Source organism: Streptomyces sp. NPDC024698 (assembly GCF_055559015.1).
The window spans coordinates 248,308-264,099 of the sequence record NZ_JBVHLK010000009.1 but is presented as its reverse complement, the minus strand read 5'-3'; the positions used below and the strand labels follow the sequence as shown (position 1 = coordinate 264,099).

Sequence of the window (15,792 nt, the reverse complement as noted above, 5' to 3'; positions counted from 1 at the left end):
TGTCCGCCGGGTGGCGCGGGAGGGTCACCCGGCGGACTCCACGGCGGCCCGGCCACCGCGGGCCGCTTCGTCGAGCCACTCCCGCCGGGCGGCGCCGGACACCAGCAGGAACGAGCCCAGCGGGGTCCGCGCGACGAGGTGGCGCCCCACGTCGTCCAGGCGCAACCGGTCCGCGGGCTCGTCGTCGAGGGGTACGCCGAACAGCGGCAGCCCCGCGCCGAGCAGTCGCCGGGCCCCGATGGCGCGGTGGGCGAGGTCGGAGGCGCGTTCCGCGAGACGGCCGCCCTCGCCCTCGATGCCCGACTGCGCGATCAGCGCGGGCGCCAGGACCGGGCTGCTCCAGCGCGCCGTCGCGCGGGCGGACCTCAGCAGCCGTGCGCGTGCCGCGGCCGTGCGGGTGCGCGGGAACGTCACGGCGGGCCGCCAGCCCAGCCGGGCCATGGCGCGCAGGGCTTCCCGCCACTCCGGCCACAGACCGATCCGGGCGAGGTCGGTGCGCAGGTGCCGTACACCGGTGTCGTCGAGGTGCTGGAGCAGGAGTGCCAGGTCGAGCAGGTCGCGGCTGCGGAAGGGGCGTTCCCAGCGCTCCGCCACCAGGGCGACGGCGCAGGCGGCCGACGGGGAGTGGGCGGGTGGGGTCAGCTGCCATGCCGGGGCGCGCACCTCGGTCACGATCTCCGCGGTGAACAGTCCGACGGCGTAGGGATCGGGGGAGGGTTCGGGGGCCGGGCTGCGGAACTCGGCTCCCAGGTGCAGGGGCACGGAGTCGCCGGTCCTGGCGGGGCTCACGGTGAACGCGGCCAACTCCCACCCGTCCGAGGCCAGTTGGCCAGCGCAGTTCCACAGGTCCGCGTGGCCGGGGCAGACGACGTCGAGGTCACCGGCCGCGCGGAGCACTCCGGGCGGGTAGAGACCGGCGATGGTCATGCCCTTGAGCAGGAAGGCGCCGGGTGCCACGGTCCGTAAGCGCGACCAGACCCGGCGGTAGTGCTCGATACGCTCCCGGTGCAGAAGCAGTTCGGCGTTCTCGGCCTCGGTGAGGGCCGTTCCGCCGTCCTGGGCCCACAGGCTGAGCAGGGTCGCGGCGAGCTTGTGGCGGCCGTCGCGGGCGTCTCGTAACAGGGCCTCGCGCGAGGCCGTGGGCCCGGCGCCGAGGAGGGCGGCCACCGTGGCCGCGGAAACCGTCACGTCCGTCGTCGTTCCGGTCGGTGCGTCTGTCAACGCCGGCTCCGCCCCGGTGCACGAAGGTGGATGGAACCCCCGGTCCGGAGACTCCGTGGTGGCCCGTGCGGAATGCGATCAGGACCGCTGGAGGGCGACGAGGCCCGGATCCGGATCCCGATCGCATCCGGCGGACGTTTTACCTACCCGGCTTGGGGCGGACCTTGACCTGCTTGAAGGCGACACTCATGGGACCCTCCTTGATGTGGTCGGTCATGGAAAGTAGCCTCAGCGTATTGCCCTCGAACAGCACATGACAATGACGCAACTCGCTTTGCGTACAGCCGACTTGACGTGTCGTGCGGGTGCTCGGCCGGGCCCGGCGGACACGTGGGACACCGGAGGAGCATGACGGTCCACGAGTGGTTGACGGCTCCTCTGACACGTGATCCGGCGAGGCGCCGCACCTATCCCGACGACGTCTATTTCCGGGAAATGGCCGCCTTGCTGGACGGCTGGGAGCCGGACCGGGCCGGACAGGCGTTCCTGCGGTCGACCTTCGTGATGTTCAAGCCGGACGCTGTCGTCGGGCGCCGTGTCGAGCCCGCCCTCGCCTTCCTCTCCGGACACGGATTCGAGCCTCTGGGCGCCCTGGCCGTGCGGGTCGACGCGCGGGTGTGCCGCGAGCTGTGGCGCTATCAGATCAACGCGGCGCCGCTGGCGGTGATCCGGGCCGTCGACATGATCCTGGAGTCGGGACCGCCCTGCATCTTCGTCGCACTCCGTGACACCCGGGGTCCCGAACAGACCGGGACGACCGCTCCGGAACGGCTCGCCGAGCTGAAGGGCTCCTCCAAGAACCGTTCGGCGCAGAGAGGTTCACTGCGCGAGGCGCTCGGATGCGAGCTCATGTGCCTCAACTTCCTGCACGCCCCGGACGATCCCGCCGACCTGATCCGTGAGGTGGGGGTCCTGCTCCCCGGACGGCGGGAGCGGGCGCTGGCCCTGCTGGCCGCCGACCTGTCGCCGCGTGGCGCGGCCGAACCGGTGGCCCTGGCACGCACGTTGTACGACGCTCATCCGGCTCACTCCCTCACCCGTGCAGCCCCTTCGGGCACCTCGGCCGGTAGGGCGCCTGTGAACACCGCCGCACGGCCCGCGGCTTCGGGGACGTCGTCCCGCCCCGCCGGTCCGGGGTCGCTCCTGGCGCGGGTCGAGGAACTGGCGGCGGGCGCGGGTGGACTTCCGCTCTGGGATCGCATAGTGATCGCCGCGGAGGCGGTCGAGGGCCTGCCCTCCGAGGGCCGGCCGCTGATCGGCCCGCCGCCCGGCAAGCGCCTCACCCACCCCGGCGCGCCCCGTCCCGCCGGGCCGCCGAGAGCCCGCCCCGCCTGACCACCGGCCGCCGTCGCGGCGGATCGCCGAACGCGCCGCGCACCTCGCCCCGCAGGATCGAGTGAACCCCCGACCACCGGAAGGAAAGGCACCGATGACCGACACCGACGTCGAACTGCACGGTCCCGCGGAAGGAGAGGGGCCGCCCCGCCGGTACGGTCCTGTGGCCCGGGTCGCGGTGCTCTCCGATGTGCACGCCAACATCCCCGCCTTCGAGGCCGTGCTCGCCGAACCGGACGTCGTCGCGGCCGACTTCGTCGTCCTCTGCGGCGATCTGACCTGGGGTCCGCAGCCCCAGGAGACGTACGAACGGATCCTCGGGCTGGGCGAACGCGCCCTGTGCGTACGCGGCAACGCCGACCGCTACGCCGCCGAGATCGGCACGGCCACGCGCGTCGCCGACACCCCACGGCAGGCGTGGATCGCGGCACAGCACTCGCCCGAGGCCATCGCGTTCCTCGACCGTCTGCCCTTCGGGCTCGTCGTCGAGATCGAGGGACTCGGGCCGGTGCACTTCTGCCACGGTTCACCGCGCAGCGACCACGAACTGGTCACACCGGGCACGCCGTCGGAGCGGTTCGCCGAGCTGTCCGCGGCCATCGACACGCAGACTCTGGTCACCGGACACTCGCATCTCCAGTTCGAGCGCACCGTGGCGGGCCTGCGCAGTGTGAACCCCGGAAGCGTCGGACTGCCGTACCACACAGGCGATCCGGGCACCGCGTACTGGGCGCTGCTGGGCCCCGACGTCCGGCTCAGGACCACGCGCTACGACCTCGAGGACGCGGTCGCGCGCGCCCACCGGGCCGCCGACCCGGAAGCGGACCGCTACGCGGACACCCTGTCGAACGCGCCCGATCCGCAGGAGATCGTCGTCGAGGCGGAGAAGCTGATCTTCGTCAACTGACGCCTGATCCCCTGCCTCTGATCCCAGACCTCTGATCCCAGACCTCAGATCCCCGACCTCAGATCCCCGACCTCTGATCCACGGTCTTCGATCCCGCCCCTGATCCCTGGCCCCTGTCACTGATCCACGAACTCCGACGTTGACACGCGAGCGCGCGGTGTGCTGACCTGTGCATGCGAAATTGGCAAGTTGTTTGGCACGTTTCTCTGCACCGTTCCCGGCAGGAGGAATCCATGCGAACAGCTCCACTTCCCCGTGCGCAGACGCCCACCGAGGTCGCGCAGACCTCGACCCCGGCGCCCGTCATGCTGTTGCCCCGCCTGGTCGAGCGCATGATCACGGACCGGCAGGCAGCGCACATCGTCAAGTTCCGCACCACCTGCACCGACTGCGTACCGAACTTCTGAGCACGGCGTCGCGCGTCGGCGGACAGTCGACAGCGTCCGCCGACCTGCGCAGCGTCACCGGAGTCGTCGCGAGCGCCCTGCGCGCCGCCTCCCGGGGACTGTGCGTCCTGGCGGTCGACGGCCTGTCGCTCGAAGTGGCCGAGTCCGCGTTCCCGCACGCGCACATCAGGCCACTGCGCTCCACCTTCCCGAGCACCTCGACCACGGCCTGGCTCACCGCGGTCACCGGCACGGACGTCGGTGTCCACGGCGCCGTCGGCATGGTCCAACGGGCACCCGGCGCCGGCCACGTCACCCACCTCGTCACCGGCGAGACGTACGCCTTCGGCTCGCGGCGCACGCCCGGGAGCGCGCTGCTGCGCACGGGACCGACCCTCTTCGACCACGCGGCCGGGTCGGGCAGGCCCGCCCTCGCGATCGGAGCGGAACTGGAGCGGCTGACCGGCCCCTGGGTCGAAGCGGTGCTGCACGGCGCGCGGATCGTGCCGTCACCGGCCGCCGCCGCGCCCCTCACCACCGATCCGGTGAGCGTGGCCGAGCGGACCGTACGCGAGATCCAAGCCGTCCTCACCCGCGCCTTCGACGCCCCGCCCCTGGTGTGGGCGTATGTGAACCTGGACGACCACATCCACGGCTACGGCTACGACGCCCGGCTGCGCGAGGCGCTGCTGCTGCTCGATGCGGCCGCCGCCCGCTGGGCCGACGCCGGCTGGAGCGTCCTCGCCCACGCCGACCACGGCCAGGTGGAGGTGACCCGCGGCGAAGCCCTCGCCGCGGCGTGGGCCCGCCTCGACGCACCCGCCCACTGCCGTATGCCCGCAGGCGGTGCCGGCCGCGTCCGCTGGCTCCATCCGCTGCCCGGCCGCGAGGCGAGCGTGGCCGAGGCGCTGCGTGACGCGCTCGGGGACCACGCGCTCGTCCTCACCCCCGACGACCTGCACGAACGCGGGCTCCTTTCCGTGACCCCCGTCGTCCGCGAACGCATCGGGGAGGTCGTCGCGCTGGCCACCTCCCCGCACTTTCCCGTCCCCGACCCCACCGCGGCCTGGGAGCACGGCTCCATCTCCGACGGCGAGACGCTCGTACCGCTGGCCGGCTGGAACACAGCACCCGATCCCGCTCTGCCCTGACCCCCCCCGGAACCTCACGACACGATGGGAGAACCCGTGAGCACGGTCGTGTTCCGCAACAAGACCGGTGGTTCGGAGACCCTGCACGCGACCCCGGGACAGAGCCTCCTGGACGTGCTGCGCCTCCACGGAATCCCGGCGAACGCCGTGCTCGTCCACCGCGACGGCCAGGTGATCCCCGAGGCGACGGCCGTCGTCGGAACGGACGACGTCATCGAGGTGCGCCAGGTGCGCCACTACGACCTCGACGTGCTGCGCCGACCCAAGGAGCACGTCTACGCCGCGCCGGACCCCGTCTACACCAAGTCCGTCCTCTTCGACCACGGCGGCACCCTGGAGCGGCGCACCGAGCAGTTCACCGCCGAGACCTTCGTGACGTACGTCGAGGAGACGTTCGTCCAGAGCATCGCCTCCGGCGCCACCATGCGGGCCGGCGACCGGGTCGTCATCGGGCTGTCCGGCGGCCGTGACAGCGTCGCCTACCTCAAACTCCTCGAACGCACCCGCGGCCGTTGGCCCGAGGTCGAGATGACCGCCGTGACCATCACCGGACTGCCCGACTGGGACGAGCCCGCCACCTTCCGCACCGCCCTGGACGCCTGCGCCGGACTCGGCGTGGACCACGTCGTCGTCACCGCCGACGACGTGGCCGAGGTGTTCCGGCTGCGCGAGCCCTTCGTGGACGTCATGAACAAGGTCGTCGCCGGTGAGCACCGCAACATGAACATGGTCATCGGCCACCAGGTGCTGCGCCGCATGCTCGAACGGGAAGCCGAACGCAGGGGCGCTCCCGTCGTCGCGTTCGGCTTCAACGCCGACGACCTGGTCGCCAGCATGGTCACCTGGTTCACCACCGGCTACCGGATGGGCGGCATCCCGGTCCGTGAACTCGGCTCCCTGCGCTACGTGTTCCCGCTGTACCGCATCACCAAGAAGGAACTCACCCTCTACCTGGAGCTCGTCGCCCCCGGCCTCAACCGGCAGGGAGCGCCGGGCCGCTTCACCACCGGCTCCGACGAACGCTCCCTCGCCTACGCCGTCGCCGACCACCTCTACGACCTGTGGCCGGGCATCGACTACTACCTCTTCAACGCCTTCGAGAACGTCCAGCGCACGCTGCTGCCCCTGATCGACGACCTGTGCCGCGTCTGCGGCGGGCGGTACGTGCTCCAGGAAGGTGTGGCCAACCCCGCGGGCCTGTGCGACGTGTGCGGATTCCTGCACCGCCAGGAGGCGTTGAGGGCGGACGCCCTGTGAGCGGTTCGCGCCGCCCGGACGGTCCTCCCTGGTATCTCGGCTTCTTCGGGGAGGACTTCTGGGCCGTCGCGGACCACGAGTACACGCCGGAACGCACCGCCGCGGAGGCCGACTACCTCGCCGCCGTCCTCGACGCCTCGGCCCCAGGCCGCCGTGTCCTCGACCTGGGCTGTGGCAAGGGCCGCCACGCCGTCGCGCTCGCCGCACGGGGATTCAGAGTCACCGGCGTCGACGCCGGCGCGTGGGCACTGGAGCGGGCCGGGGCGGCCGCCGCCGCGACGGGAGTCCGGGTCGACTGGGTGGGCCTCGACCTGTTGCGTGAACTGCCCTGGCCCATGGGGGACTTCGACGCCGTCGTCTGTGTCCAGTCCTTCGGCTGGGGGAGCGACGAGCAGCAACTGAGGCTGCTCCAGGAGACCCGGCGCGTGCTCGTCCCCGGCGGACTGCTGGTCCTGGACCACTCGAACGTGCTGGCCATCGCCGGGAACTACGTGCCCGAGGCCACGTTCGAGACCGAGGGGCTCCGCGCCGACTTCCGTCGTACCTACCGTGTGGCTCCCGGCCGCAGCACGGGCGAGATCGAGGTACGCCGGGACGAGGCGGACCCGGCGCTCCTCCACGACGACGTCCGGATGTACCAGCCGGCCGAGGTGAACGACCTGCTGACCCGCGCCGGGTTCCTCGTCGAGCGCGTCGACGCGGACTTCTCCGTCGGCCGGGAGCCCGCCCCGACGACGCGCTACGTCCAGCTCCTCGCCCGGAACCAGGAGAGCCCACGGGCGGCGATCACCGCGTGGGACCGCCAGCGGGAGACCCCCGCTCCCGCGCTGGACCTGCGCTGGTCGCCGGACGAGTTCGCGTTCGTACGCCCGTCGGTCGAGGACGCGTTCCGGAGCGCGTACGACGACGGTGATCTCGTCGAACTCGCCCGCGCCTACGCCCTGTCCGACCCCTACGCCGCTGACGCGGCGGCGCCCGTGCTGTCCGCGCACTTCGGAGTGGACCTCGCGCCCGAGACGGTGACGGCCGGGGCGGGCGCCACCGGTCTGCTGCACGCGTGCGCGGCGCTGGCCGTACCCGGACCGGTGCTGCGGCCTGTCGGAGGGCACCCGGATCTGCCCCGCTGGGCCGCCCGCCTCGGCGCGAGGACGATCACCACCCGGTTCGAGGACCTGGTCGACGACCTCGACCGGTACGCCCCCTCGGTCCTCGTCCTGGAACGGCCCACGATCACCGGAGACCTCTTCGGAAGGGCCTGGCTCCACGAGATCGCCGACGCCGCGCGCGCGTGCGGCACGACCGTCGTCCTCGACGAGGCGTACGCGGTCTACGCCGGGCCCGGTGAGAGTTGTGTCCCGGCGGTCGCCGAGCACCCCAACCTGGTGGTGCTGCGCAGCATGTCGAAGGGGTACTGCTGCGGCGGCCTCCGAGCCGGATTCGCGCTGGCCGGGCCCGAGTTGACCCGGCGACTGCGTGAGGTCGCACCGCCGCTCGGCGTCGGCGGCGCGGGTCTCGCCGTAGCCCTGCGGTTGCTCGCGCTGGGCGACGTCTTCGCACCGCTGCGGACCAGGATCGCCGACGTGAAGCCGGTCGTGGCCGCGACGCTGCGGCGGGCCGGGTTGAAGGTGACGGAGGGGGCGGGCTGTCTGCCCTGGGTGACGGTCGAGGGGGAGCGCGAGGCGGACGCGGTATGGGCGGCACGCGGGGTGCGGGTCAAAGAGGTCGGCGGTCCGGGCGAGGGGCCCGGCGGCCCGGATCGGCGTGACGGCTCGCTGTACAAGATCGCCGTACCGCTCTCCGAAGCCCGACTCGCCGCCTTCCACGAGGCGTTCGCCGGTGCCGGATAGCCTCAGCGACCTCGTCGCCGCCGTCCATCACGGTGTCGACGCCGACGAGGCGATGCGCTGGGTCGCCCGGCTCACCGAGTGGGACCGCCACCAGGGTTCGGCGGGCATCGCGGCGGCGGCCGACTTCGTGGCGGCCGAGGCCGAACGCGCCGGGCTGACCGGGGTGGAGATCCTGACCTTCCCCGCGGACGGCCTCACCCGGTGGTGGACGTTCACCGCACCCTCCTCATGGACCCCGCGCTCCGCGCGTCTGTCGGTACCGGGCCGGTCCGCGCTGGTCGACTATCCCGCCCAGGCGTACGCCCTCGCCGCCCATGCGGCCGCCGCGCACACGGAGGCGCCCCTCGTCCGCGCGCAGGACGACGGGTGGCCGCCCGGCGCTGTGGTCCTCGTCCCGTCGGCGGAGGGACTCGACGGGAAACTGTTCACCCGCATGCGCGAGGAGCGGGCGAGCGGCTTCTGCGTGACGACCGGCGCCGACCGGCACGACGGAGCGGGCCGTGTCGAACTGCCGGGCGGAAGCGCGCTGTTCGGGTTCAGCGTGGTCCACGGCCAGATGGAGGCACTGCTCCGCGCCCGCGGCCGGGGCGAACGTGCCACCGTGGTCGTCGATGTCGACACCGCCCCCGCCCGGATGCCGGTGGTCCTCGCGCGCACACCGACGGGCCATGCCCTCCCGCCGTCGACGGAACCCGACGCCTGTCTGATCACCGCCCATCTCTGCCACCCGGCCCCCGGCGCCAACGACAACGCCTCCGGCGTCGCGGCGGCCCTCGCCGCCGGGCGGGTCCTGGCGGCCCGCGAGCTGCGCCGGCCCGTGCACTTCCTCTGGGCACCCGAGTTCGTGGGACTGGCCGCCTACGTCCACCGGCTGGTGGAGGAGGGCGGGGGACCGCTGCCCATGATGGCGATCGATCTCGACATGGTCGGCCAGGACCAGCGCCGCTGCGGAGGCCCGCTGATCGTCGAGCACGGCCCGGAGTACCTCCCGCACTTCGTGAGCGCCCTGGTCGAGGCCTGCGTGCGTGCTCTGCCGCCCGCCGCGCGCTCCTACAGCGGAGCCGTCGGCTGTGACGTGTGGGCGTGGCGTACGACGCCGTTCGTCGGGGCCTCCGACCACGCGGTCCTCGCCGACCGCGCGATCGGTTGTCCCTCCGTCCAACTGGGCCACTGGCCCGACCGGTTCAACCATTCGGGCGGGGACACCCTCGACAAAGTCGATCCGCGGGAACTGCGAAGAGCCGCCGCGGTCGCCGCCTCCGCCGCGGCTGTCGTGGCGACGGCCGGTGCCCGGGACGCCGACCGTCTCGCCCAGCTCCTCAGCCGCTGGACTGCCCGCAGGATGACCGCCTGCCTGCCGCCCGACGACGACCCGTTCGCGGCGGACCTGTTGACCCGCCGATGGCGGTACGGGCGCGACGCGCTGGACACGTTGCGGACCCTGGGCGCCGACCCCGGCCAACTCGACACGCAGGCACGCCTCCTCGCCGGTCTTCACCACACCCTGGCGACGGCCTGGGACACCGTCCCCATGGTGAGGCGCGAGGGGCCGAGTCTGCACCGGGCGTGGCCGGGCCCCTTCAATCTGCGTGCCCTGATGGCAGCCGTGGACGAGGAGGACCGGCAGTGGTTCGGACGTCTGCTCGCCGAGGACCGGGGCCGGTTCTACGCCTCCGCCATGGCACTGGCGCAGAGCGTCGACGGAGTGTCCGGCACCGCGGACGTGGTCCGAACCGCCCAGCTGGACGCGGGAATCCGGTGGGAGGCGGGGTTCGGGGAACGCGTCCTGGCCGCGATGGCGAAAGCGGGCTGGGTGAAGGAAGCGGAGGGGGATCGGAGTTGAGCATGCCGCGCATGACCGTCACCGTCACGGACTCCCTCGACGAGGTCGACACCGTCGAGTGGGAGCGGGTCGCCACGGCGAGCACCGCACCTGTCCACTACACCCCCGCGTATCTACGGGCCTATGCGGCAAGCCCGTTGAGCCCGTTCATCGCCGCCCGCTATGTGACCGTCTCCGACGCGGGCGGCATCCTGGCCGTCCTCCCGTGCTACCTCCAGAAGCAGGGCGACCCGTACGGCTTCCTGCGGGCCGCCGGTATCGAGACGGACGACGGCCCGGCGCTCCTCGGACACAACTGGTACTGCTACGACACCCGCGTACCCGTGCGGGTGACCGGCCCCGCGCACCGGGCCCGCGTCCTCGATGCCGTACTGGACGCCGTGCGCGAGTTGGCCGCCGCCGACGGCGCCCGGACCGCCGGACTGGTCAGCGTCGCCGAGGGCGACCCGGTCCTCGACGTCGCCCGGAGCAAGGGCTGGCGGGTGGCACCGATCGTCACCCGCTTCCAACTCCCGCTGCACGGTGGCTCGGGAGCCGCCTGGGCCTCCCACGACGACTATCTCGCCACGCTGGGGGCCCGCACCCGGCGTACGATCCGCCAGTACCTTCGGCGCGCGGCGGACGCGGGCGTCACCACCGCCGTCGAAGCTCCGAGCCCCGACTTCCTGCGGACGGTCGGCGACCTCACCCGCCGCACCGCGGCCAAGTACGACAGCGCCGGCATGTATCCCGAGCACGCCTTCGGCGACTTCGTGATGGCGCTCGGCGACCACGCCCGGGTCGTGCGCGTCGACCGCGACGAGCGGACACTGGCCGCCGCGGTCGTCCTCCTCGACGAGGAGCGGCTGCACATGTGGGCGGGCGGCACCAGCCACGCCACCCTCGACGGTTTCAGCCCCAACTACCTTCTGTGGGCCACGGAGATCCGTGCGGCCATCGAAGGGCGCAAGCGCTGGGTGGAGGGCGGACGCAGCAACGAGTCCATGAAGACCCGCCACGGCATGAGACCCCTGCGCCTGTTCGCCTGCGTCGCCCCGTCCGGCGCCTGACCGGTCGTTCCGGCGTTGTGATGCGACTTCGCGCGCCGTAACCGCGACGCAAAATCTTGCACCGTTTGCGTGTCCTTGCACCCGGTCGGACGCAAGGCTTCCATGGGTGTGCGGGGGGCCAGGTGTTGTGTGGTGCGCGCATCGACAGCCCCGACCGTCCGAGAGTCGCGCCGATTCTGTACTCGCCGTCGACGCACGGGATTTGATGGTGAAACTTGTCGCGTCCTGACCGTAGACGTGTCCACATCTCTCTGCAATATTGCGATGAAACAACGCAAGAAGCTGCGCATGAGCCGTTGCTGGTGATCTTGCACACCGCCACAAGCACTTCTTGCCGCTCGGTCATACCGCGCCACCGCTCTGCCCAGGAACGAGCCGACCCCGCCGCCCCTCCGGCGCGCGAACCTCCGCAGGGAGTGAACCCCGCATGACTCCATACCAGCCGAGATCCTGGCGGCACCGCGCAGCAACCGCCGCGCTCGCCTCCATCGTCATGGTTCTGGGCCTGCCCGCCGTCGGTGCCCACGCGGCCGGCGGACCCGACGCCGCCGCGGACACCGCCACCAAGGCCGGCAGCGCCCGAGGCGCCCACACCGCCCCCAACGTCACCGACGGTGACGCCGACACCTACTGGCAGGCCGGGAAGAAGTCGGCCCAGTGGGTCCAGACCGACCTCGGGCGCACCAAGCGCGTCCGTGAGGTGGTGCTGCGGCTGCCCGCGCAGTGGCAGACCCGCAAGCAGACGCTTGCCTTACAGGGCAGCGCCGACGGAAGGAGCTTCGCCACGCTCAAGTCGCGGGCCCAGTACGTCTTCAGTCCCGGCAACGGCAACACGGTCAAGGTCTCCTTCCCCGCGACCCTCGCCCGCTACGTCCGGGCCGACTTCAGCGCCAACTCGGTCGCCGCCACGGCACAACTCGCCGAGATGCAGGTCCTCACGGCCGCCGCCTCGACCCCCAACCTCGCCCAGGGCAAGCCCTTCACCGAGAGTGGGCACGCCGACGTGTACGGCGCGGCCAACGCCGGTGACGGCAACCGCAACACCTACTGGGAGAGCACGAACAACGCCTTCCCGCAGTGGCTCCAGGTCGACCTCGGATCGTCGGTCAAGATCAACCAGGTGACGTTGCGGCTGCCCAGCGGATGGCCGAGCCGCAGCCAGACCTTCAAGGTCCAGGGCTCGACGGACAACCAGAACTTCACCGACCTGACGGCCTCCAAGGCGTACACCTTCGACAGCTCGAACGATCAGTCGACGACGATCGCCCTCGACACCGTCACGACCCGGTATGTGCGGGTCCTGTTCACCGCCAACACCGCCTGGCCCGCCGGTCAGGCCTCCGAGCTGGAGGTCTACGGACCCGCCACCGGCGACACCCAGGCACCGACCGCGCCGTCGAACCTGGCCTTCACCGAACCGGCCACCGGCCAGATCAAACTGACCTGGAGCGCGGCGAGCGACGACACGGCCGTCACCGGCTACGACGTCTACGCCAACGGCCAACTGCGCGCGAGCGTCGCCGGGAACGTGCTGACGTACACCGACACCCAGCCGACCGGCACGGCCATCACGTACTTCGTGCGGGCCAAGGACGCGGCGGGCAACGTCTCCTCCAACAGCAACAGCGTCACCCGGCAGGGATCGGGCGGCGACACCCAGGCCCCGACCGCGCCCGGCAACCTCGCCTACACGCAGTCCGGCAGCGACGTGAAGCTCACCTGGCAGGCGTCGAGCGACAACGTCAAGGTCACCGGCTACGACGTCTACGCGGGCGGCCAGCTCCTCAAGTCCGTCGCGGGTGACGTCACGACGTACACCGACACCCCGGCGGCGACCGCCACCGTCACCTACTACGTGACGGCGAAGGACGCGGCAGGGAACGTGTCGGTGGCGAGCAACAGCGTCACCCGCATCGGCTCGACCGGTTCGGGCACCGACCTCGCCCAGGGCAAGCCCATCGAGGCGTCCTCCTCCACCTTCACCTATGTCGCCGCCAACGCCAACGACGGCCAGATCGGCACCTATTGGGAGAGCGGGGGCGGCGCCTACCCGGCCACCCTCACCACCAAGCTGGGCGCGAACGCCGATCTCGGCCAGGTCGTCGTCAAACTCAACCCGGACCCCGCCTGGGCGACCCGCACCCAGAACATCCAGGTGCTCGGGCGTGACCAGGACGCGACGGCCTTCACCAGCCTCGTCGCGGCCAAGGACTACACGTTCAACCCGTCGAGCGGAAACACCGTGACCATCCCGGTCACCGGCGCCGCCGCCGACATCCAGCTCAAGTTCACGTCCAACTCCGGTGCCCCCGGCGGACAGGTCGCCGAGCTCCAGGTGATCGGCACACCGGCCGCCAACCCCGACCTCAAGGTCACCGGCATCACCAACACCCCGACGGCCCCGGTCGAGTCGGACGCCATCAGCCTCTCCGCGACCGTCACCAACAGCGGCACCAAGGCGGCCAAGGCCACCGACCTGAACTTCACGCTCGGCGGCACCAAGGCGGCCACGGCCGACGTCCCGGCCCTCGCGGCCGGCCAGTCGGCGACGGTCACCGCGAGCATCGGCACCCGGGACGCGGGCAGTTACCCGCTCGGCGCCGAGGTGGACCCCTCGAACAAGGTGATCGAGCAGAACGAGGGGAACAACACCTTCACCCGCTCCGACGCCCTGGTCGTCAAGCCCGTCTCCAGCTCCGACCTGATCGCCGCCCCGGTCTCCTGGACCCCGTCCAGCGCCTCCGCCGGTGACAACGTCGCCTTCTCCGTCGCCATCAAGAACCAGGGCTCCGTCGCCTCCGCCTCCGGCTCGCACGGCGTCACGCTGACGATCCAGGACGCGAACGGCGCCACCGTCAAGACACTCACCGGCTCCTACAGCGGCGCCATCGCCTCCGGCCAGACCACCGCACCGGTCGGCCTCGGCTCCTGGACCGCGGTCAACGGCAAGTACACCGTCAAGACCGTCATCGCCCCGGACGACAACGAACTGCCGGTCAAGCGGGACAACAACACCACCGCACAACCCCTGTTCGTCGGCCGCGGCGCCGACATGCCCTACGACATGTACGAGGCCGAGGACGGCACGCTCGGCGGCGGCGCCAAGGTCGTCGGCCCCAACCGCACCATCGGCGACATCGCGGGCGAGGCCAGCGGCCGCAAGGCCGTGACCCTCAACGCCACGGGACAGTACGTCGAGTGGACCACCCGTGCCGACACCGACACCCTGGTCACCCGCTTCTCCATCCCCGACGGAACCACCACCACCCTCGACGTCTACGTGGACGGCCAGTTCCTCAAGGCGATCGACCTCACCTCGAAGTACGCCTGGCTGTACGGCGACGAGACCGCGCCCGGCAACTCGCCGGGATCCGGTGCCCCGCGCCACATCTACGACGAGGCGAACCTGCTGCTCGGCAAGACCGTTCCGGCGGGATCCAAGATCCGACTCCAGAAGGACGCGGCCAACTCCTCCACCTACGCCATCGACTTCATCAACACCGAACAGGCGACAGCGGACCCGAATCCCGACCCGGCCGCCTACACGGTCCCGGCCGGCTTCACCCAGCAGGACGTGCAGAACGCCCTCGACAAGGTCCGCATGGACACCACCGGCAAGCTCGTCGGCGTCTACCTGCCCACCGGTGACTACGAGACCTCCAGCAAGTTCCAGGTCTACGGCAAGGCGGTGAAGGTCGTCGGAGCGGGCCCGTGGTTCACCCGCTTCCACGCACCTTCCTCGCAGGACAACACCGACATCGGCTTCCGCGCCGACTCCACGGCCAACGGCTCGACGTTCGCCGGCTTCGCCTACTTCGGCAACTACACGTCCCGCATCGACGGGCCGGGCAAGGTGTTCGACTTCGCGGGCGTCGCGAACATCACCATCGACGACATCTGGGCCGAGCACATGGTGTGCCTCTACTGGGGCGCCAACACCGACAGCATGACCATCGAGAACTCCCGGATCCGTGACACGTTCGCCGACGGCATCAACATGACGAACGGCTCCACGGACAACCACGTCACCAACAACGAAGCCCGCGCCACCGGCGACGACAGCTTCGCCCTCTTCTCCGCGATCGACGCCGGAGGCGCCGACGAGAAGAACAACCTGTACGAGAACCTCACCTCGACCCTCACCTGGCGCGCGGCCGGCATCGCCGTCTACGGCGGCTACAACAACACCTTCCGCAACATCCGCGTCGCCGACACCCTGGTCTACTCCGGCATCACCATCTCCTCGCTGGACTTCGGCTACCCGATGAACGGCTTCGGCACCGATCCGACGACCATCGAGAACGTCTCCCTCGACCGCACCGGAGGCCACTTCTGGGGCTCCCAGGTCTTCCCCGCCATCTGGGCCTTCTCCGCCTCGAAGGTGTTCCAGGGCATCCGGGTCAACGACGTCGACATCGACAACTCCACCTACGGAGGCGTCATGTTCCAGACCAACTACGTAGGAGGACAGCCCCAGTTCCCAGTGAAGGACACCATCTTCACCGACATCTCCATCACCAACTCCAAGAAGAGCGGGGACGCCTTCGACGCCAAGTCCGGATTCGGGATCTGGGCCAACGAGCTGCCCGAACCCGGCCAAGGCCCCGCCGTCGGTGAAGTCACCTTCCGCAACCTGCGGATGAGCGGCAACGCCCAGGACATCCGCAACACGACCAGCACCTTCAAGATCAACATCCAGTAGTCGCCCCACGGCAGGACGGGAACCGAACGGAAGGGCAAGGCAAGAGGCCGCCTCCATGGACCACGGAGGCGGCCTCGCGCCGTCGGGCGACCGG

Annotated in this window: 10 protein-coding genes; 9 read left to right on the top strand and 1 reads right to left on the bottom strand. The window is 71.2% G+C overall.

Features of this window, described 5'->3' with window-relative positions:
• Positions 1-24: 24 nt before the first annotated feature.
• A complete protein-coding gene (locus ACZ4AA_RS22520) occupies positions 25-1,221 on the bottom strand; it encodes a hypothetical protein (protein WP_467605151.1) in 1,197 nt (398 codons plus the stop codon).
• A gap of 348 nt (positions 1,222-1,569) precedes the next feature.
• On the opposite strand from ACZ4AA_RS22520, the gene ACZ4AA_RS22515 reads away from it, so the two are divergent.
• The 9 genes from ACZ4AA_RS22515 to ACZ4AA_RS22475 all read left to right on the top strand — a co-directional run bounded on the left by ACZ4AA_RS22515 (position 1,570) and on the right by ACZ4AA_RS22475 (position 15,698).
• The gene (locus ACZ4AA_RS22515) at positions 1,570-2,556 is read left to right on the top strand and encodes a nucleoside-diphosphate kinase (protein WP_467605148.1); all 987 of its coding nucleotides are present in this window, start codon (positions 1,570-1,572) and stop codon (positions 2,554-2,556) included.
• 94 nt (positions 2,557-2,650) lie between these two features.
• Positions 2,651-3,463, top strand: a complete 813-nt coding sequence (locus ACZ4AA_RS22510) for a metallophosphoesterase family protein (RefSeq protein WP_467605146.1) — start codon at positions 2,651-2,653, stop codon at positions 3,461-3,463.
• 233 nt (positions 3,464-3,696) lie between these two features.
• Positions 3,697-3,870: a hypothetical protein gene (locus ACZ4AA_RS22505; protein ID WP_467605144.1), complete on the top strand. Its 174-nt coding sequence runs from the start codon at positions 3,697-3,699 to the stop codon at positions 3,868-3,870.
• A 134-nt stretch (positions 3,871-4,004) separates the two neighbouring features.
• Positions 4,005-5,000 (top strand): alkaline phosphatase family protein, encoded by a 996-nt coding sequence (locus ACZ4AA_RS22500; RefSeq protein WP_467605141.1) that lies wholly within the window; start codon positions 4,005-4,007, stop codon positions 4,998-5,000.
• Between the two features lie 36 nt (positions 5,001-5,036).
• Entirely contained in the window at positions 5,037-6,257 is a 1,221-nt protein-coding gene (locus tag ACZ4AA_RS22495; RefSeq protein WP_467605137.1) for a tRNA lysidine(34) synthetase, read from the top strand.
• Entirely contained in the window at positions 6,254-8,104 is a 1,851-nt protein-coding gene (locus tag ACZ4AA_RS22490) for an aminotransferase class I/II-fold pyridoxal phosphate-dependent enzyme (protein WP_467605134.1), read from the top strand. The genes ACZ4AA_RS22495 and ACZ4AA_RS22490 overlap by 4 nt, the downstream gene beginning before the upstream one ends.
• On the top strand, positions 8,094-9,947 hold the full coding sequence (locus ACZ4AA_RS22485) for a DUF4910 domain-containing protein (RefSeq protein WP_467605130.1): 1,854 nt from the start codon (positions 8,094-8,096) through the stop codon (positions 9,945-9,947). Before ACZ4AA_RS22490 ends, ACZ4AA_RS22485 begins: the two co-directional genes overlap by 11 nt.
• 11 nt (positions 9,948-9,958) lie before the next feature.
• Positions 9,959-10,996 carry a GNAT family N-acetyltransferase gene (locus tag ACZ4AA_RS22480; RefSeq protein ID WP_467605126.1) on the top strand — a complete coding sequence of 346 codons (1,038 nt, stop codon included), beginning with the start codon at positions 9,959-9,961 and terminating at the stop codon, positions 10,994-10,996.
• A 427-nt stretch (positions 10,997-11,423) separates the two neighbouring features.
• Positions 11,424-15,698, top strand: a complete 4,275-nt coding sequence (locus ACZ4AA_RS22475; RefSeq protein ID WP_467605123.1) for a discoidin domain-containing protein — start codon at positions 11,424-11,426, stop codon at positions 15,696-15,698.
• Positions 15,699-15,792 lie beyond the last annotated feature (94 nt).

Coding starts and splice junctions, on each gene's coding strand:
- ACZ4AA_RS22515 (WP_467605148.1), top strand. CDS start 1,570: ATGACGGTCCACGAGTGGTTGACGGCTCCTCTGACACGTGATCCGGCG.
- ACZ4AA_RS22510 (WP_467605146.1), top strand. CDS start 2,651: ATGACCGACACCGACGTCGAACTGCACGGTCCCGCGGAAGGAGAGGGG.
- ACZ4AA_RS22505 (WP_467605144.1), top strand. CDS start 3,697: ATGCGAACAGCTCCACTTCCCCGTGCGCAGACGCCCACCGAGGTCGCG.
- ACZ4AA_RS22480 (WP_467605126.1), top strand. CDS start 9,959: ATGACCGTCACCGTCACGGACTCCCTCGACGAGGTCGACACCGTCGAG.
- ACZ4AA_RS22475 (WP_467605123.1), top strand. CDS start 11,424: ATGACTCCATACCAGCCGAGATCCTGGCGGCACCGCGCAGCAACCGCC.